An 18,948-nucleotide genomic window follows, 5' to 3' on the forward strand; every position below is an offset into this window, starting at 1 on the left:
GCGGCGAATTCGTTTGCCCGTCATCACGAATTCAGTTGGCTGCGTTCTAATCCCACGAAACTACGACGTGCCGATGGGAGAGCTGTGGTGATCGATCCGACGGGCCGGTGCGGGGCCGCCGCGGTGCCGCGATGACCATAGACATGCCCGAGGGTCTGCGGTGGCTGGCCTGGGTGGCCGGCACCACCTGGCCGGAGGGCGACGAGGACCTCACGTGGGCGGTGTCGGAGGCGTGGAAGACAGCGAGCAGGGAACTCGAAGCTCTGCTCACCGATATCGACGCGGCGAGGCAAGCCACCATCGACGCCTATCCACAGGGAGAGGGCGGCGCCGCCATGGGCGCCCGCTACGACTCACTGCGCTCCGGCGACCAGTCCATCGAGGCGCTGGCGAAGTTCATGGGCACCGTCGGCGACAGCACTTTCGACATGGGCACCGAGATCCAGGCCACCAAGATCACCGTCATCGTGACGCTGGCCTGGCTGGCGATAGAAATCCTGTGGGCCTGGCTCTTTCCGCCGACCGCGCCGGCGGTGGAGGCGGCCGCGATCACCACCACGCGCTCGTTCCTCAAGGTGTTCGAGGACTTCGTGCAGAAGGCGATCACCAATCTCGCGGCGCGGCTGGGCGCTTCGACCGCGAAGCGTCACTTCTGGACCCAGGCCGCGCGGCTGCGGCCTGTCTTCCCCACCGCGAAGGGCTGGGGAGTTTACGGGGTGCGGGCCGTCGAGGCGACCGCCATCGTCGGAACGATCAACGGCTCGGTGCAGGTCGGCCAGCTCGCGGCGGGTAAACGACGCCATTTCAACGGCAAGGAATTCGGGCTCTCCGTCCTCGCCGGCGTCGCGGGCGTCGTACCCGGGCGCGAATTCGGGCGCTACCTCGGGAAGGGCATCGACAAGGTCGCCGGAAAGCAGTTGGACAACGTCGCGGGCCGGGTCGGCCGTGGCATCGTGATCGGTGGGGCGTCGGGTGCGGTCGGCACAGCCTTCGGCAACCTGGCCGTTGGCGCGGCGACCGGGGATTTCTCGTCGTTCAGCTCGGGCGCGGGCTGGGTCGGCGGCATCAGCCGGGGGGCGATGGTGGGCGGCGCGCGCGGCGGATTCGCCCTCGGCAAGCCGATTCCGCCGGGACACGGCGACATCCGCTCCTACGTTTGGATGCCCAAACCGAAACCCGGCGATGCGGCCCCACCGCCGCCGGGCAGCGACGGGTCGAGTAGCGGCTCGAGCTCCCGATCGTCCGATCGGTCGATCATCGGTTCGGATGCGCCTGGGTCGCTTTCGGTTCGGCCGGTGCATTCCACCGTCGCGGGCTCATCGAGCCGGTCGGGGTCGTGGCGCAGCAGCGACAGCGACTCGGGCAGCACCGTCTTCTACGACGCGGTGAGTTCGATTCAGAGCGGCGGGAGCGGTTCGAGCACGCGCAGCGGTTCGAGCAGTGGCTCGGGCAGCACGGTGTTCTACGAATCGCGTACCGATCAGCCACCTACCTCGTGGTCGTCCTCGGTCGACGGCGGTTGGACTCCACCACCGCCGTCCCGGCCCGAATCGTCACACGGCGGTCCTCCGATCCCGCCGATCTCCTCGTCGAGCAGCGGGCACAGCGGCGGCTCCGGCGGCTCCGGCGGCTCCGGTGGAAGCGGCGGAAGCGGCGGAAGCAGAAGCGGCAGCGCAGGCGCGAACGGAAACCCGATCGCCAACCACCATGAGCCGTTCCTGGGCGAGGGCAAGGACGTGCGCGGCAAGCCACGGCCGAAACAGTGGCCGTGGGTGGAACCACTGCCCGGCCCCTACAGCCCGCCGTCGTCGAGCGGTTCCTCCGGTGAGCAGTGGCTGGTGCCGCCCGGCGCCGCCCCCGCGGCCGGTGTGGTGTCCGCCGAACCCGGCCGGCAGGTCGACGTCCCGTTCAGCCTGTAGTTCGACGACACGGAAGGAGTGCCATGACTGCGGAGCGATTGGATGTCGATCCCCAGAAGCTGCGTCACGCCTCGGACCTGACCAGGGAGTTGTCCAACGACGCCAAGGGGGTCGCCGACAAGCTGCGCAGCGCCCTGAGCGGCGTGGAGTCCGACAGCACCGTGATGCCGTGGGGTGACGACAAGCGCGGACACAAGTTCTTCGACGGCGACAAAGGCTACAAGGCCGCGCGCGACAACCTGATCGAAGGCGCCCTCGGCGCCGCGACCATGCTGGGCGATATGGCGACCGGGCAGCGGGACGCCGCCGACATCTTGTCCGGCGCCGAGTCCGGCAACGCCGACGGATTCGGGAAGCCGAAGCCGTGACCGGGCAGACCACCGTCAACGAGCGCCTGCGCGCCGACATGGCGGCACTGGTGGAGGGTCTCGGCGAGCAGTTCCGCGGCATCGCCGAACTGCAGCAGCGGCGCGCACAGCTCACCGAGACGGTGACCGCGTGCGAGCAACGCATCGAAGTCACGGTGAACGCCGACGGCATCCTGATCGCCACCAAGCTCGCCGACGACGTCCTGGACCTGACCCTCGAGGAGATCGCGGCGGGCGTCACCGCGGCGGCGCAGGCCGCGGCCGCGAAGGTGGCCGAGCGCAGCAGGGAACTCATGCAGCCGTTGCTGGAGCGCAAGAACGCCCTGCCGAAGCTCTCCGACATCATCGAGGGGGCACCGGATCTCGGGTCGCTCCTGCCTACAGCCCCGGCACCGCCGCTGACGCCGCCGGATTTGAACCGCTGGCCCGGGGACGACGACCCCGACGCCCACGCACGCCGGTCCGTGGTGGCCGACAACGACGACTGACGCGGCGCACGCGATGCACCCGCACGACAGGAAGGGCTGAACGGGAATGGCTCTCGAACCCGGCACCTGGTCGAACCTGAAGAACCAGGCGAAAGCCGGGTATCTGAAGTTCGACACGGCCGACGCGCTGGCCGCCGCTCGCGCCTGCGCCGACCTGGTGGACGACCTGCTCGGCATGGCCGCCGCCGTGACGAATCTGCGCCTGGACAATGTCGCGCCGATCGGCAATCTCACCTCCGGCGCGCAGTTGGCGGCGGCGTTCACGGCCAAGGGAAGTCGGCTGCGCACCATCCTGAAGGACCACGCGGACATCGTCAAAGACATGGGCGAGACCTACATCGCGGCGGGCAAGGCCTACGCGAACGCCGAGGGCGATGCCGGGAACGACTTCCGTGCGCTCGAGAAACTGGCGATGCCCACCGAGGCGGGCCAGTACACGCCCGGCGCACGGAAGGCGGGCGGGCCGGATGCCGAATTCGGCAAACCACACGGTGGATTCGGCTGGAAGGACAATGACGGCAAGCTGCACGTCCACGATGCGAAGGCGGAGAGTTTCCCCTCCTCGCTGAAGGACTACCAGGGCGAGAAGGACCCGGGCGTCACCGCGAACATCGAGAACAAGGACAGTCTCGCCTTCAGTGAATTATATGAGCTGGGGCGTGATCTGGATGCGGCGCCGGTGCTGGCCGCGGCAGGCACCTGGCACAGCATCGCCAACGACCTGCTCAGCAAGCTCAACACCTTCGTCAACGCGATCGACACCGGCACCGAGGCATGGGAGGGGCAGGGCGCGACGGCGGCGGCCGCAGCGGTCGAGAAGTATTCCGAGGGTGTGCAGCCACTGGTCACCTCCATGATCGCGATGAGCCAGAACCTGGACTACAGCGCGCAGTGGCTGTACTTGACCAAGCTCAGCATGCCCTCGAGCCCCGATCCCGGTGACTGCTGCCCGGGCAAGGTGACCCGCCGGTACCGCGAAGAGTGGCAGAAGCACTACGGCGAGGGCATGAAGAACACCGTGTCGGTGATGCCGGTGGTGCACGGCCCGATCGCCCAGCCGGCGCCGCAGGGGGATCCGAACCGAAACCAGCCCGGGAACAACCCTCCGGGCGACGGCCGATACGGCAACGGCCGATACGGCAATGGTCAGTACGGCAACAATCAGTACGGCAATGGTCAGTACGGCAATGGTCAGTACGGCAACGGCGACGGCCAGGACTGGGACGACCCGTACGGCTACGGCGGCCAGCAGCAGGACCCTCGGTACCCGAGGAGCTACGGCCAGGCCGATCCATCGCTCGAATATGGTGACGGGACAACGCGATCCGACGGGGACACGGACGGCTCCGGGGCACGCGGCGATCGATCCGGCGGTTCCGGGGCCGGAGGAAGCACGCCGCTACCCAACGGCGCGAGCGGCGGCGGGAGTTCCGGGACGCAGGGTCAGCTGCCGCCCGGCTACGAAGCCGCTCGCCAGGAAGCCGAGTCCGCCGCGGCCCGAGCCGGCGGTGCGTCGACCCCGGTCGGCTCGTCCGGCGGTGGCTCGGCGGACGGCGGGGCGACTCGGTCGCAGTCGGGTTCGGGAAACCCGTTCCCGCGCAGCAGCCTTCCCGGCGAATCGACCGGTTCCGGGTCGGGGTCCGGCGAGGCCGACGTGCCCGGCTATTCGTCGCTTGGATCGGCTCCGCTGCCCAACGGCGCGAAAGGCGGATCGTTCGGTGGCGGTGGATCGGGAAGCGGATCATCGGGTTCGGGTGCGGGCGGGCCCGGTGCCGGCGGGCTCGAAGACGCGCTCGCCACCGCTTTCGACGCCGACCCTGCCCAGGTGCGGTCGATGCTCGACGCGCTACCCGATCTGCTGAACGAGGATGCCCTGTCCCGGACGAGCGGCCTCTCCCCGGAACAGGTGCGCTCGGTGCTGGAGAACATCCCGGATGTCGCCGACGTCGCCGAACTGGCGACGCTCACCGGACTCGACCCGGCACAGGTGCGTTCGGTACTCGACAATCTGCCCAACGCGTTGGACGAAAAGGCACTCGCCTCCGCGACCGGCACCAGCGCTTCGTCGACCGCACGTGCCGGGCTGCCAGGCCAGACGGCGGGCATCGACGGCGGCCCGGCGTCGTTCGCCCAGGCAGGCAAGGACTTCCTGGGGCAGATCGGTAAGGCGCTCACGCAGGGGCTGGGGTCGCTCGGGGAACTCGGCGCCGGCTCGGCCGGGGCTGATCAGTTGCACGAGATGTTGCGCAGGTTCGATCCGGATGCCATCGGCGCCGCCGCCGGTGACCTGCCGGTCGATCCTGCGGCAGGCGCGGGTGGCGGCGGCTCCAGCGGTGGAGCCGGAGGCGGCGGGGTGGGCAGCGCGGGCACACTGTCCGAGCACCCGACCCATCAGGCCCGTACCTCGCAGATGTTCCCGCGCGCGTCGCCGGCCGGTGCGGAACAGCCGATGTACCCGGCAGCGGCCACCGCGGGTCCAGGCGCGAACGGGATGGGCGGCCCCCCGATGATGGGCCCGGCCGGAGCCGGGGCGGGCGGTGGTGGGGCGCAGGGCAACACCTCGCACAAACCGGCCAGGTACCTGCAGTCCAAGTCCCACCTCGACGACGCCATCGGCGCCGTCCCGGATCGGGTGAAGCCGGTGATCGACTCGTGAGCCGCATCTGGAAGTTCACCGACCTGGAGTTCAACCTCCTGTGTGAGGAAGTGCGGCAGGGCGAATTGCCCGCCCCCTTCGTGTTCACCAGCCGAACTCGGCTGGCGGACGACTACGAGCGGGAGAAGTTCGAGGTCCGCCAGGAGTTGCGCACCCGGTTCGACCACGAACTCGACGCCATGGCCGCCGCCATCGCCCGGCCGGACGTCTTCGTCGTGGCACACGCCTGGGATGACCAGGATTTCGACAATCCGGAAGCACGGACCCGGGTGCACGCTGTGCGGCACCGCGCCCGCGGATACGTCATCACCCAGCGCCCCGGCGAAACCCTCATGCACGCGGGCGGGTTCGACGTGGCCGAGTGCGACCCGCACGCGCTGGCCGACGCCGTACTCGCGCTGCTGCCCACCTGCCGCGCCGGTCGGCTCAGCGACATCCCACTCGCGCTGCCGACCTCGAAACCTGCGCCCGTCGACACCGGCCCGTCGTCCGGCATCGCCGACAACGACGACACCGACGACACGGTCAGCAGCGATGCCTTCTTCGCGACCCCCGCGGTCAGCACCGGCATCGTCAAGGTTTTGCAGGGTCGCTCGAAATACGGGCCGCGCGGCCGGGTCGAAGCCGGGATGCTCTGGCGCGACCTCCCCGACGACGGCCGCTACGTCATGCCCCTGGACCACCCGGCCCCGGTCGCCACCGCCATGAGCAGCGCCCGGCTCACCGACTGGGTGCGTGAACAGATCGATCACACGCTGGCGCGGATGGAATCGCATATGGAGACCGAAGACTGAAACCGGCAGCCGGAACCGTGTGGCCCATCATCGAGAAGCCCGGACGCATGGCGCAGGACCTCGCCGCCGGCCGCGATCAGAGGTCGGTGGCCGCCGCGTGCCTGGCCGCGATGTAGCCGTAGACGAGGCCCTGACCGATGGTGGCGCCCGCGCCGGGATAGGTGGAGCCGAAGGCGTTGGCGGCGGTGTTGCCGATGGCGTACAAGCCCGCCATCACGCTGCCGTCCTCACGCAGTACCCGCGCTTCCCGGTCTGCGACCACGCCGCCGCAGGTGCCGAGATCGCTGAGGATCATCTTCACCGCGTAGAACGGCGCCTTGGACAGCGGAGCGAGATTCGGGTTCGGGCCGACGGTGGGGTCACCGTAGTACCGGTCGTAGGCGCTCTCACCGCGGCCGAACTCCGGATCGGTGCCGCTCGCAGAGTACTGCTCGACCTTGCGGAAGGTCTCGGCGAGCGCGTCCTCCGGCACGCCCACCGCCCGGGCGAGCGCGGCGGGATCGTCGGCTCGGTGGGCGAGCCCGGCCTCGAACCATGCCTTCGGCAGCGGCTGACGGGGGAACACCGACCCGGCCATGATGTAGCTGTCGCGGTAGCGTTGGTCGAACACCAGCCACATCTGCTCGACCGGGTCGCCCCCGCGCTCCCGCTCGAGCAGCGCCTGACCGAAGGACATGTAGTCGGTGGCCTCGTTGATGAAGCGGCGACCGGTCTGGTCCACCACGAACGAGCCGGGCAGGGAACGTTCGGCGAGCATCACCTGCGGCGCGGCGCCGGGCAGCGGCGCGAACGCGGGGAACCACCACGCCTGATCCATCAGCGCGACACCCGCGCCGAGTTCCTGAGCGGCGGCGATGGCGTCGCCGGTGTTGGCCTCGGAGCCCAGGCTGGCGCCCTCGGGCAGCGAGGGCGACTGGAACTTGTGCCGGGCGGTCATGTCGTGGTCGAAACCGCCCGCGGCGAGCACCACGCCCCGGCGCGCGGTCACGGTGATCTCCTCGCCCGCCTGGTTCAGCACCGCGCCGGTGACCCGGTCGCCGTCCTGGACGAGACGGACCAGGCTGGTCTCCGTCCACACCGGGATGCCCGCTCGCAGCACTCCGGCGAACAAGCCTGCCGCCAGCGCCTGCCCGCCCGCCAGGTATTCGCGTCCGATCAGCATTCCGCCGACGCCCAGCGCGGCCCGGCGCAGGATGCGTGACAGCGCCTTGGCCGGCTTGCGCGCGATCAGGTTCATCCATTTGTAGTCCGCGCCGGTCACCGGCATCGGGACCGGCGCCTCCATCACGCCGGGACGCAACCGCGGCCGCTCGGCGCCGAGCACCGAGGCGTCGAACGGGCGGCACTCGCAGGTGCGGCCCTCCGCCCGGCCGCCAGGCTCCTCCGGGTGGTAGTCGGAGTAGCCCCGCGCCCAGAAGAACCGCATCGGCGTGGTCCGCTTCAGCATGTCGACGGTGGCCGGGCCGGCGTCGAGGAATGCCCGCCCGCGCTCGGCCGGGGCCGAATCCTCCACTACCGCAGCGATATAGGTCTGGGCTTCGGCGATCGCGGTCGCGCCGCTGTCGGGCAGGATGGAGCTACCCGGAATCCAGAACGCGCCGCCGGAGCGTGCGGTCGAGCCGCCGACATAGGCGGTCTTCTCCACGATCAGGCAGGACAACCCCAGTTCGTGCGCGGCGAGCGCGGCGGCCATGCCGGTGCCCGACCCCACCACGAGGAGATCGACGGTCGTGTCGCGGGCGGTCGCCAGCGGGGGCATCGGCTTGTTCGCCATGGTTCGGAACTCCACTTTCACAGGGTCGGGCCGGGGTATCCCACCGTAGGGTCGACCGGCCGGACGATCGGCTCGGCCTTCCATTCAGCGGGAGGTCCCACTGAGCGGAAACGACGGCTGATCCGGTGGTCACCGCGTGGCTACCGTCCGGGCATGAGCAATACCTGGAACAGGCAAGAACTGGAAGAGGCGTACCGGTCGTGGCATTCGACGGTCGCCCGCGCGGCTTCCGGGGAGGGCAGCTGGCGCGAATTCGTCGAACTGTTCACCCCCGACGCCGAATACCACGAGCAGATGGTCGGCGTACTGAAGGGACACGACGCCATCTGGGCATGGGTCGAACCGACGCTGGCGCGATTCCCCGGCGCGGCGATGACCTCGTTCCCCGACTACTGGCACCTGATCGACGACCTCAACGGTGTGATCGTGGTCAAGCTGAACAACCTGATGCGCGATCCCGGCGACGGATCGGCCATGGGCGCGGACAACATCAGCATCCTCACCTACGCGGGCAACGGCAAGTTCTCCAAGGAGGAGGACATCTATGATCCGGCCGAATTCGTCGCGCTGGTCCCGAAGTGGATCCAGCGCGCCATGCAGCTGGGCACCCTGAGCACGGACGAACTGGAGTGGTGCAAGCAGCAGGCGCGAACCTGAATTTCGCCTGGGCGGCCTTCGCTGCGGCCGAAGCTCACACCGGCGCACAGCAGGCAACGACAGCAAGCCACCTCGGAGTCTCGCTGTCGTTGTCGGCTGATTCAGTGCGCGGCCGTGGCCGACTCCACGCCGAGGTAGGCGCGCTCGATCCGGCCGGGATCCTCGCGCAGTTCCGCCGCGGCGCCGTGATCGGCGATCCGCCCGTGCACCAGCACGGCGGCCTTGTCGGCGACGCCGAGGGCCAGGTGCACGTGCTGCTCCACCAACAGGACGCTGGTTCCCTCCGCAGCGGCGAGTCGCTTCAGCACATCCAGGATCTCGGTGACGATGACCGGCGCCAAGCCCATGCTCAGCTCGTCGATGAGCAGCACGGTGGGCCGCTGCAGAATCGCCCGTCCGATGGCCAGCATCTGCTGCTCGCCACCGGAGAGACGGCCCGCGTCGACCGACAGCCGCTTCTCCAGTGCGGGGAAGTACTCCAGTACCTGCCCCAATCCGGTGCCCCGCCGCGAGCGCTCGGTGATCGCGAGCATCAGATTCTGCCGGGTACTCAACTGCCGGAACAAGGCCCGGTCGTCGGGCACGAGCACCATCCCGGCGCGCACGGCGTCGCGCGGGCGGCCGCTGCGTACGTCCTTGCCGTCGACCAGCACCTCGCCGCCGGTACGCGGGAGCAGGCCGGCCAGAGTGGCCAGCAAGGTGGTCTTGCCCGCGCCGTTCGGGCCGAGCAGACAGGTGATCTCACCCTGCTCGAGGGTCAGGTCGACCTCCCGCACACACGGGCGCTCCTTCAGATAACCGGCGGTCACACCGTGGCATTTCAGAGTGGTCACAGCGGGGCCTCCTGTGTGGCGAGCGGGCGGGTGTGCAGTTCCGGGACGGCTTCCTCGTCGAGGTCGACGGTGTCGGCGGGCACGCCGAGGTAGGCGCGGAGCACGTCGGGATGGGCGCGCACCTCCTCGGGGGTGCCGGAGGCGATGACCGTACCCAGGTCGAGCACGACGACCCGGTCGCACACCGTGAGCACCAACTCCATGTCGTGGTCGACCAGCAGCATCGCGGTGCCGTCGTCGGCGACGGCGCGCAACTTCTCGCCGAGCAACCGGCTCTCGGCACTGTCGAGGCCGGCGGCAGGCTCGTCCAGCAGCGCGACCGCGGGTTCGGCGGCGAGAACCCGTGCCATCGACACGAGCTGGCGCTGTCCCTGGGAGAGCAGGCCCGCTTCGCGGTCGGCGAGGTCACCGATCCCGAGCACCGCCAGTGTGCGGGAAACACGCTCCGCCACAGGCTGATCGGACCGCGAACGCGCCGCGCCTACCCGAACGTTCTCGGCGACCGTCAGATCGTCGTACAGCTCCACATCCTGGAAGCTGCGACCGAGACCGGCCCGGCTGCGCGCGTGCGGCGGCCGCCCGGCCAGCGCCTCGCCTGCCAGACTCACCGACCCGGTGGCGGCGGCGAAGCCGGTGACCGCGTCGATGACGGTCGTCTTGCCCGCGCCGTTGGGTCCGATGAGCCCGACGATCTCGCCGGGGCGCACATCGAAGGTGACGCCCGTGGCTGCCTTGACCGCACCGTAGGTGACGCTGACCTCGCGCACCGCCAGGATCGGCTCGCCCCGATCGGCCGCTGCGGGATCGGCCGTCGCCCGGACGGTGGTCGCCCGGACGGCTGCCGCAGCGGCGGGGACGGGGTCGGCGGCGGGGGCACGACGCCGGATCACCGGCCACGGGATCCGTGGCAGCTTGCTCGCGATGCCGTCCGGGTTGGTCATGACGGTGACGACGAGCAGGAGGCCGCTGATCACCGCGTAGTAGTCGCCGAGGTGGAGGAACCGGTCGACCAGCAGATAGACGATGCCGCCAGGCGCCATCACGCCGGCCAGGATGCCGCCCGTGATAGAGGTGATGCCCGCGACGTAGACCACCGCGAACAGCGAGATGCCGAGGAACACCGTGAACGGCTCGGGGGTGGCCAGAGTCTGCTGGTATCCGAGCAGCGCACCGCCGAGGCCGGCGACGAAGGCGCCCATGGCGAAGGTGACGAGCTTGGTACGGGAGACGTCGATGCCCGCAGCCGCCGCGGAGCGCTCGTTGGCGCGTACCGCCAGCATGTCGGTGCCGAGGCTGCTGCGGCGCAGCCACGCCACCCCGAGCCCGACCGCGGTCAACACCGCCAGGCACAGCAGGCCGAAGGCCAGTCGCGGGTATGCCTCGCCCGCGCCGATACCGAGATCGATGCCGAACAGCCGCGGAGTGTCGATGGGCGCACCTTGCACCCCGCCGTTGAGCGAGGGGTTGCGGAACCAGAAGGCCTCCACGAACACCGCCAGCGCGAGGGTCACCACGGTGAGCGGCAGGCCGCGCACCCGCAGCGCGGGCAGTCCGACCACCACGCCGACGACGGTGGCGAACAACGCGGCCACGATGGGCGCGAACGGGAACGGGATGCCCAGGTGCTGCTCGAGCACGCTGAGCGCGTAGGCCGAGACGCCTGCGAGGGTGAGCTGGGCGAGCGACACCTGTCCGGCGTAGCCGGTGACGATCACCTGCGAGAGCCCGAGAACCGCGAAGACGATGCTGCTGACGATCGCGGCGCGATAGCTCCCCGATGTGGCCAGCAGCGCGACGACCGCGACGGCGAGCGCCACCAGCATCGGGGCCGCGATGTGGTCCGGGCGCGGGGCCCGACCGAGGGTCTGGCGGATCACCGAGCCGCGGTCGGGCAGCGGACGCCCCTTCACCACCAGGAAGCCCAGGATCAACAGCAGCGAAATCGCCTCGGCCGTACCCGCTCTCGGCCACCAGTCGTAGAGCCCCTGCAGGTTGGTGGCCTCGGCCTGCAGCGCGCCGATGGTGATGCCCGCGGCGACGGTGAGCCAGATGGAGCCGAAGTTGCCGACCAGGGTGGCCGCCAGCGCGGGCACGATGAACAGCGAGTACGCCACCGGGTTCAGCGCCACCAGCGGGGCGATGAGGATGCCGCCGAGACCGGCGACCACCGAGGACAACGCCCAGTTGGCGAACGCGATCCGGTCCGGCGACAGGCCGGTCAGATAGGCACCCTTCTCCGACTCCGCTGCTGCCTCGGTCGCCACGCCGAAGCGGGTGAAACGGAAGACCAGCGCCGTCACCGCGGCCAGCGCCAGCACCGCCACCGCCAGCCAGACCCGGTCGGCGGGCACGGTGCGCTCTCCCAAGGCAAACGTGTCCAGCGCGAAGATCGGCTGCACCGCGATCAGCCCGGTTCCCGCGCGCTGCGCGATGACGGCCTGGATCACGATCATCAGACCGATCGAGGCGACAGCTTTGGCGATCACCGACGCCGTGCGCATGGGACGGAAGACCAGTGCGTAACACAGCAGTCCGAGCACAGCGGCGGCGACCAGGGAGATCGCCATGGCGGGACCCACCCCGAGCGGCCCGCCGAGATCGATCGTCTCGGGTAGCCCTGGTATCGGGACCAACAGCTCACCCTTGCGCAGCAGGGCGTAGGTGTAGGCGGCGTAGAGCGCGACCGCGCCGGTCGCGAAGTTCACCACCCCGGAGCTCTTGAAGGTCATCACGAGCGCGAGCCCGAGCGCGGCGTACACCGCCCCGTTGCCGAGGCCGAGCACGAGATACGAAAGATGGTCTGTCATGGCAGATCTCCCTGGCCGAATACGGTTGCCGGGTCGGCTATCCGGTCACCTTCAGGTTCACCGGCACACCCTGGTCGTCGATCTCGCCGATCAGCATCTGGCGCGAGCAGATGGAGGGCATCATCGGCACGGCGGTGCCGTCGCAGCTGAAGGTGACGCCGCCGCCCGCGGGCATCTCGACGCCCTTCGAGGTCCGCAGCGCCTCGCGGATGCTCGCCGCGTTCACCTCGCCCTGGATGCCGTCGGTGGCCAGGGCCAGCGCCATGACGACCTGGTAACCGGAGGAGGCCGCCCCGGTCACCGTCGCCCCGGGCGCGTAGGCCTGCAGGACCGAGCGGTAGAGCACCGAATCGGGACGATCCGACAGGTAATCGGTGGCGGTGATGCCGGTGCTGCCGGTCACCGAGTCCATGCCGATGATGCCCGTGACGTTCGGATCGAGGCAGACCGGGATGAAGACCTTCTGCACACCCGGGTCGGTGGTCTGGATCGCCTTGTAGACGGAGGCGCACGTCGCGGCGTCCGCGATCACGCTGACACCCTCCGGCTTGCCGGACAGGCCCGAGGTCACCAGCGGCGTCGGATCCGGCACGCCGAGCGGGATCGGCACCACCTTCAACGCCACGCCCGACCCCTGGAAGATCGGCGTGCCCATCGCGTCCACCATGGCGCCCATGCCGCCGCCGTCACTGGCGAACAGGGTGAAGGTCTTCATGCCTTTGTCCGCGGCCGCGGTCGCCATCGCCGTGATGGTGCCGGGCAGACCCGCCGACAGCGCCGCGGAGTCGGGCGAGGTCAGTTCCTGCGCCGAGACGCCGTTGAGCGTGACGTAGGGGATACCCGCGCCCGCGACGATCGGCATGATCGTGCCGCCCTGGGAGGTGCCGGGCGAGAGCACCGCGGCCACCTTCTGCTCGACGAACTCGTTGGCGCACTTGGTCGCCGAGGTCGGCTCCTCCTGCTGCTTGCAGACCACCAGTTCGATCGGCCTGCCCGCGATGCCGCCCGCGTTCTTGTTGATGTACTCGGCGGCCGCCTCGGCGCCTTCGCGCATCTCCGGCAGCGAGATCACCGCGCCGCCCTCGGTCGACACGAAGCCGATGCGCACGGGCGCGCCGGTCGCCGGGTCGTCCGGGAGCGAGGTGGTGGCCGCGCCTGCCACCGCGCTGTTGTTGTTCGACTCGTCGTCGGCTGCGCACCCTGTCGCCGCGAGCGCGGTGCACAGTGCGGCGGCGCCGATCACGGCGACCGCGCGCCGCTGACGACTCAGACCACCAAGTCTCATGATCTGGTTCTCCTCTCCGAAGGCGAGGCCGCACCGGGTGGTCCCCGACACAACGAAAGTCCTCGCGTGATCCACATCACCGATCGATGCGGCGCAGGGATTATGTGTCCATCGCGAGGCCGGTCCCGAGGACCACTTCCCGGTCACCGGGACAAACGCGACCACGGCCCGATGTTCGGACGAAAGAAGACGACTCCGGCCCACCGTGGAGACCCACGACGGGCCGGAGCAGGGCGGAGTTCGGCTCAGCGGTTGCCGGTCGCGCGGAAACGCCGCAGGTAGCCGGGCAGCTTGCGCAGCGGGACGGCGCGCGGCCAGTCGTCGGCCCGGAAGTGGGCATCGCTGCCGCCGTCGACGAAAATCACGCTGCCGCACAGGAATCGAGCGGAATCGGACAGCATGAAAACCGCCCAGTCCGCGAGGTCGCCTGGATCGCCGAAGCCACCGATCGGCACCGGGAAACGGCGGATCGTCGCGGCCTCGGCCGGGGTCTCCAGCTGCTTCTCCAGCAGCGGAGTCAACACCGCGCCGGGGGCCAGCACATTGAGCCGGATCCCGGCTCCGGCCCAGGCGTCGGTCACCGCGTGCCTGCGGGCCCAGCGCGTGACCGCGATCTTGGACGCGCCGTAGGCCATGGCGGGTGCGTTGCGACCGAAGATCCGCACGGCCCGCAGCGCCTTGTCCACGTCGCCGGCCAGCAGCGCGCGGATCGCCCGGCCCGGGACGGCCGGAGTGGTGGTCGTGGCGTTGCTGCCGAAGACGACGACCTTCGCGTCGGTGGTCTCGGCCAGCGCCGCGCGCCAGCCCTCGAGCAGCTCCACCGCGCCCCGGTAGTTCACCTCGTAGATCATCCGCGGACGTTCCGCGCCGGGAGCGGGCCCGACCCCGGCCGCGAGCACAGCGCCGTCCAGGCGCCCGTCCACGGCGGCGAGCACGCCGTCGATCGCCGCGCGCCGCCCCTGTGGGGTAGACAGATCGGCGACGATCTCCACGTCGCGCAGATCGACGCCGACCACCGTGTGCCCGGCCTCGCGCAGCTTGTCCGCCACCGCTCGCCCCATTCCGGAGGCAGCCCCGGTCACGACATAGACACCCATCGAATACCTGCTCTCTGCTGGTCGTCGGCCTTGCGCCGTCGAATACAGCGCGTCTCGGATACCGGCGCCCGTCGGATACCAGTGCGCCGCGAAATACGAACGCAATATTGACACACTTCGCCAATAATGGTCAGCTCTCGATGTGACCCGAAGCGATTCCGTTCCTCGCCGACGCGGGCGACCTTCCGTTCTCGACTCCCAAGCCATCGCCGCGGGCGCTCTGCGCCTGTGGTCCGAGCACGGCTTCACGACCACGAGCTGGAGCGATCTGGCCGAGGCGACGGGAATCAGCACCAGGACGCTGCTCCGCCACTTCTCGTCCCGAGCCGATGTCGCCTGGCTCGGCGTGGCACCGGCCACCGAGCGCCTCAGCCGCGCTCTCGACGCCGCGGGCGACGACGGCGACCCCTCGGTGGTCATCCGCTCGGCGATCGTGGAGTCGGTTTCCCACGACCCGCAGATCCGTCGCGTCGCCCCCGATTGGCTGCGCCTGATCTCCTCCGAGCCCGAACTCGCGGCCACCGCCCCACACGCCTACCGCCCGTGGATCGACACACTCGCGACCTACATCTGTCGTCGGCTCCCCGACGCACCCCCGGCCATCTGCCGCGCGCTGGCGACCGCCTACCAGGCGGCGACCTTCGCCGCGCTGGTCGAGTGGGCCGAGGCAGGTGCCCACGGCGAGTGCGCCGACTCGGTCGACGAGATGTTGCGCTGGATGGACATCCACACCCCCGTCGCCACCCTGCACGACCGCCATGCCGCCGTAGCTTCCCAGCCCTCCACTCCCCCTCCCGGACAAGGACATTCACAATGACCACCTCCCCCACATCCGAACGCCCGGACCCGCTCGCGCCCGCAACCCTCGGCCCGATCCGATTGCGCAACCGGATCATCAAGTCGGCGACCTTCGAAGGGACCCGATGTACCTGTTCCGCGGCGACGTGCCGGTGCGCGAGATGGCCGAGACCCAGCGCGGCATCGTCGAGCTCGGCATGAAGATGTTCGGCCGCTTCGTGTTCAAGCGATACCGCTACGAACCGCTGTACTTCCGCGACTACGCCCGCCAGTTCCGCGACACGCTGACCATGCCACTGGTGTTGCTCGGCGGGGTCACCGACCTGGCGGGCATGAATGCCGCGATGGAGGACGGATTCGAGTTCGTGGCGATGGCCCGCGCCCTGCTGCGCGAGCCGGACCTGATCAACCGCATCCAGGCGGAGTCGGCGAAGGAATCGCTGTGCATCCACTGCAACCTGTGCGCGGCCGGCGTCTTCACCGGGACCCGGTGCCCGCCGGCGAGCCCGGGAGCGCCGAAGACCGCGGTAGATCTGCCGCTGACCGCCGTTTCCTCGTGACCTGCTTCACAGACCGCCGGAGATGTGGCATATTCCTAATAGAAATAGCCATGTCAGAGCGTTGAAGTGCGAGAGCGCTGAAGTGCGAGAGCAGTGCATGCGCGAGCAGCGCCGTGGCGGAGCAGGAAGTGCCCGAGCAGTGGCACGTGTGACAAAGGAGTCAGCGCATGACGATCGTGCAGGACATGCGACCCGACGAGACCAACACCCCCAGCGCCCTCCTCGACCGGCTGTCGCTCGTCCTCGACGCCTTCGACGGGCGGGAGAGTTTGGGATTGGCCGAAGTCGTGGCGCGGACCGGCCTGCCGCGCTCCTCGGCCCACCGGATGCTGGACCGGCTGGTCCAGCTCCGGTGGCTGCGCCGGGAGGGCCGCAACTACAGCCTCGGCATCCGGCTGGTCGAGCTGGGCTCGCTGGCGGTGCACCAGGATCGGGTGCACGCCGCCTCCGTCGAGCACCTGCAGCACCTCTACCGCACCACCGGAATGGTGGTGCACCTGGCGGTGCTCGACGGCACGGACGTCGTCTATCTGGACAAGATCGGCGGCCGCCTCGCCGCGCACGTGCCGACCCGGGTCGGCGGCAGGCTGCCCGCCGCGAAGTCGGCGCTGGGCAAGGCGCTGCTCGCCGCGGGCGGGCGCAACGAGCCGGGCGACGCGATGATCCGGGACCTCGGCTACGCCGTCGAGCGCAACGGCGCACTGCAGGGCTTCGGCTGTATCGCCGCCCCGATCGGCCCGGTCGGGGAGGCGACCACCGCGGTGTCGATCTGCGGCCCGCTGAGCCGGATGCCCTTCGACAGCAGGATGACCACGCCGGTGCAACTGACCGCGCACGCCATCTGGCGCAGCATGAACTCCGGGGTGCGGGTCACCCCGACCCTCCAGCGTCGCAATATCCTGCGTTCCCTGCCGACCGCTCCGAGCGTGCTCGCCGAGGGCTGAGCCGGCGCCGGCTGAGCCGCCGCTGTGGGGTCAGTCCTCCCCTACCGTGCGCCAGATCCCCGGATGCCGGGGCACCGGCAGATCGTTGTCGTCGCGCACCGCCGACTCGCGGTAGCGCGCGGCCGCCTCGTCGATGTCTTCGAGCAACTGCTCGGCCAGCGCGATCTCGGCCTCGAAGTAGCGCTGCGACCACCGCAGGCTCATCTGGGTGAACGCCCAGCCCGGCTCCGGCTCGGAGCGATCGGCGTGCCGCGCGGCCCGGCGCGCCTGTTCGCGCAGATTGTCGATGTGCGTGTGCACGATCCGCTTCAGATGGTCCGGATCGTGCAGATGCCCCATCCACAGCCGCAGCATGACACCGTGTTTGAGCACCGGCATGTCCACCTCGGCGTCGCGCGACCAGTTCCGCAGCGCCCGCAACCCGACATCGGTGATGCCGTACAGCCGCCGGCCGCGCACCCCTTCGTCGGCGACCACGTGGGAACGCACCAGGGCGAGCTCCTCGAGCTTCTTCAGCTCCGCGTAGACCTGGCTCACCGACGGGCTCCAGTAGAAGAAGCCGATGCTCCAGTCCGCCCATTTCTTCAGGTCGTTGCCAGTCAGCTCCTCGCCGAAGGACAGCATGCCCAGCACCGCCCAGCTCGTCGCGGGTAGTCCGGGGTAGGAATCGTCGTCTTCGCCGGTCACGCTCGGCAGCCTACAAGGGCGGCAAGGGTACTCGGGGCCACCGACTCCCGGCCACCGGGACAGCGGAAGTCCGGCACCCGGCCAGGCGCTTACGTTCGATCCATGGACGAGCCCATCCTGTACATCATCGACCGAGTCGTACTCAGACCCGGCACGGCACGGGCGTTCATCGACGCCTACCTCACCGAATACGCGCCGGGCGCCCGGGACAGGGGGCTGGAGCTGGAACGCATCCTGGTGAGCCCGCCTGCCTGGATCGAAGACGAGACGAACACCGTCACCGCCACCTGGACAGTGTCCGGCACGGCGGCGTGGTGGGCCGCCGCGGTCGCGGGCAGGCACGACACCGCGCCCGCAAGGTGGTGGGAATCGATGGCTCCGATGATCGTCGAGCGCTCCCGCTCGATGGCGAGCCGCGCCGAGGACGTGGAAGGACTGTGCGATGTATAAGGTGACCCGCTTGCTGCACCTGGCCGATCCCGGCGACGAGACGGCCGCCGCGACGACCATCGAGCGCCTGACCTCGGCGGCGAAGTCCGCCGACGCGCGGCACACGCTGGTGGCGCGCACCCTGCCCGGCGTGCGCAACGGCGGGGATGTGCTGGCGCACCTACAGTTCGGCTCCGCGGCGGAGTGGGCGCGACACCGCGCCGCGATCGACGAGGCGACCTCCGGGTCCGCGATCGGGCACGTCGACGCGGTGGAGTACGAGAGCGGGCCTGCGAGCGACGCACACGCCGGGCGCCGCCAGGACGCGGGCCCGTCCCGGATCTACCGGACACTGCTGCTGCGCGTGGACGACGCGGCCGACACGGCCCAGGTGCGCCGATTCGAGCACGGCACCCTGCAGATGCCCGAGCACATCCCGGCCATCCTGGCCTGGCAGCTGAGCCCGGTCCGGCACGCCACCGGCGCCGCGCGATGGACGCACGTGTGGGAGCAGGAGTTCGCCGATGTGGACGAGCTGCTCGGGCCTTATATGCACCACCCGATCCACTGGGGTCACGTGGACCGATGGTTCGACCCGGAATGCCCCGAGCAGATCGTCAAGGACCGGATCTGCCACAGCTTCTGCGCGATCTCTGCGCCTGTTATCGACGCAATGCCGGTCATCGACGCAGCGCCGGTTGCCGACGCGGCGCCAGTTGCCGACGCAGCGCCAGTTGCCGACGCGACGTCGGAGTTTCCCCTCGCCGCCCGAAGAGGCTAGGCACCGAGGGGCCGATGTCTGCCGGCAGAGCCTCGGCGGGCCGAGCACGGGCGAGCATTGCGTCAGCGGAC

General features: G+C 69.9%; 17 protein-coding genes. 11 read left to right on the forward strand and 6 right to left on the reverse strand.

What is annotated here, in order from left to right:
* The first annotated feature begins 131 nt into the window (after positions 1–131).
* From NS3_RS07810 to NS3_RS07830, 5 genes are read left to right on the forward strand one after another with little or no spacing between them, the layout of a single operon-like run.
* Positions 132–1,919 (forward strand): WXG100-like domain-containing protein, encoded by a 1,788-nt coding sequence (locus NS3_RS07810; protein ID WP_157101232.1) that lies wholly within the window; start codon positions 132–134, stop codon positions 1,917–1,919.
* A 23-nt stretch (positions 1,920–1,942) separates the two neighbouring features.
* Positions 1,943–2,287 (forward strand): hypothetical protein, encoded by a 345-nt coding sequence (locus NS3_RS07815; RefSeq protein ID WP_067855937.1) that lies wholly within the window; start codon positions 1,943–1,945, stop codon positions 2,285–2,287.
* Positions 2,284–2,775, forward strand: coding sequence for a YbaB/EbfC family nucleoid-associated protein (locus NS3_RS07820; protein ID WP_067855940.1), 492 nt, complete (start codon positions 2,284–2,286; stop codon positions 2,773–2,775). The genes NS3_RS07815 and NS3_RS07820 overlap by 4 nt, the downstream gene beginning before the upstream one ends.
* 46 nt (positions 2,776–2,821) lie before the next feature.
* On the forward strand, positions 2,822–5,431 hold the full coding sequence (locus NS3_RS07825; protein ID WP_067855943.1) for a hypothetical protein: 2,610 nt from the start codon (positions 2,822–2,824) through the stop codon (positions 5,429–5,431).
* Positions 5,428–6,225, forward strand: coding sequence for an ESX secretion-associated protein EspG (locus NS3_RS07830; RefSeq protein WP_067855946.1), 798 nt, complete (start codon positions 5,428–5,430; stop codon positions 6,223–6,225). The genes NS3_RS07825 and NS3_RS07830 overlap by 4 nt, the downstream gene beginning before the upstream one ends.
* Before the next feature lie 76 nt (positions 6,226–6,301).
* On the opposite strand, the gene NS3_RS07835 is transcribed toward NS3_RS07830, so the two are convergent.
* Positions 6,302–7,999 carry a 3-ketosteroid-delta-1-dehydrogenase gene (locus NS3_RS07835; RefSeq protein ID WP_067856224.1) on the reverse strand — a complete coding sequence of 566 codons (1,698 nt, stop codon included), beginning with the start codon at positions 7,997–7,999 and terminating at the stop codon, positions 6,302–6,304.
* 153 nt (positions 8,000–8,152) lie between these two features.
* Between NS3_RS07835 and NS3_RS07840 the strand changes: the two genes are divergently transcribed.
* Complete coding sequence (locus NS3_RS07840) at positions 8,153–8,656, forward strand: nuclear transport factor 2 family protein (RefSeq protein WP_067855949.1); 504 nt, start codon at positions 8,153–8,155, stop codon at positions 8,654–8,656.
* 101 nt (positions 8,657–8,757) lie between these two features.
* Here the strand turns inward: NS3_RS07840 and NS3_RS07845 are convergent, their stop codons facing one another.
* The 4 genes from NS3_RS07845 to NS3_RS07860 form a co-directional block, all read right to left on the reverse strand.
* Positions 8,758–9,489 (reverse strand): ABC transporter ATP-binding protein, encoded by a 732-nt coding sequence (locus NS3_RS07845; protein WP_067855952.1) that lies wholly within the window; start codon positions 9,487–9,489, stop codon positions 8,758–8,760.
* Positions 9,486–12,296 (reverse strand): branched-chain amino acid ABC transporter permease/ATP-binding protein, encoded by a 2,811-nt coding sequence (locus NS3_RS07850; protein WP_067855955.1) that lies wholly within the window; start codon positions 12,294–12,296, stop codon positions 9,486–9,488. The genes NS3_RS07845 and NS3_RS07850 overlap by 4 nt, the downstream gene beginning before the upstream one ends.
* A 37-nt stretch (positions 12,297–12,333) precedes the next feature.
* On the reverse strand, positions 12,334–13,581 hold the full coding sequence (locus NS3_RS07855; protein WP_067856227.1) for an ABC transporter substrate-binding protein: 1,248 nt from the start codon (positions 13,579–13,581) through the stop codon (positions 12,334–12,336).
* A gap of 245 nt (positions 13,582–13,826) precedes the next feature.
* Positions 13,827–14,678: an SDR family oxidoreductase gene (locus NS3_RS07860; protein ID WP_067855958.1), complete on the reverse strand. Its 852-nt coding sequence runs from the start codon at positions 14,676–14,678 to the stop codon at positions 13,827–13,829.
* A 142-nt stretch (positions 14,679–14,820) separates the two neighbouring features.
* Here NS3_RS07860 and NS3_RS07865 point away from each other — a divergent pair, with 142 nt between their 5' ends.
* The 3 genes from NS3_RS07865 to NS3_RS07875 all read left to right on the forward strand — a co-directional run bounded on the left by NS3_RS07865 (position 14,821) and on the right by NS3_RS07875 (position 16,980).
* Positions 14,821–15,495, forward strand: a complete 675-nt coding sequence (locus NS3_RS07865; protein ID WP_084495151.1) for a TetR/AcrR family transcriptional regulator — start codon at positions 14,821–14,823, stop codon at positions 15,493–15,495.
* 106 nt (positions 15,496–15,601) lie between these two features.
* Entirely contained in the window at positions 15,602–16,036 is a 435-nt protein-coding gene (locus NS3_RS07870; protein ID WP_067855961.1) for a beta/alpha barrel domain-containing protein, read from the forward strand.
* 167 nt (positions 16,037–16,203) lie between these two features.
* On the forward strand, positions 16,204–16,980 hold the full coding sequence (locus tag NS3_RS07875) for an IclR family transcriptional regulator (RefSeq protein ID WP_067855964.1): 777 nt from the start codon (positions 16,204–16,206) through the stop codon (positions 16,978–16,980).
* 30 nt (positions 16,981–17,010) lie between these two features.
* Here the strand turns inward: NS3_RS07875 and NS3_RS07880 are convergent, their stop codons facing one another.
* Positions 17,011–17,604, reverse strand: coding sequence for a PadR family transcriptional regulator (locus tag NS3_RS07880; protein WP_174550444.1), 594 nt, complete (start codon positions 17,602–17,604; stop codon positions 17,011–17,013).
* A 165-nt stretch (positions 17,605–17,769) separates the two neighbouring features.
* Here NS3_RS07880 and NS3_RS07885 point away from each other — a divergent pair, with 165 nt between their 5' ends.
* Together NS3_RS07885 and NS3_RS07890 are read left to right on the forward strand one after the other, a co-directional pair.
* On the forward strand, positions 17,770–18,117 hold the full coding sequence (locus tag NS3_RS07885; RefSeq protein WP_067856233.1) for a hypothetical protein: 348 nt from the start codon (positions 17,770–17,772) through the stop codon (positions 18,115–18,117).
* Positions 18,110–18,877 carry a Dabb family protein gene (locus tag NS3_RS07890; RefSeq protein WP_084495152.1) on the forward strand — a complete coding sequence of 256 codons (768 nt, stop codon included), beginning with the start codon at positions 18,110–18,112 and terminating at the stop codon, positions 18,875–18,877. Before NS3_RS07885 ends, NS3_RS07890 begins: the two co-directional genes overlap by 8 nt.
* Positions 18,878–18,948 lie beyond the last annotated feature (71 nt).

This window comes from Nocardia shimofusensis NBRC 100134 (genome assembly GCF_001613125.1).
Taxonomy (GTDB): domain Bacteria; phylum Actinomycetota; class Actinomycetes; order Mycobacteriales; family Mycobacteriaceae; genus Nocardia; species Nocardia shimofusensis.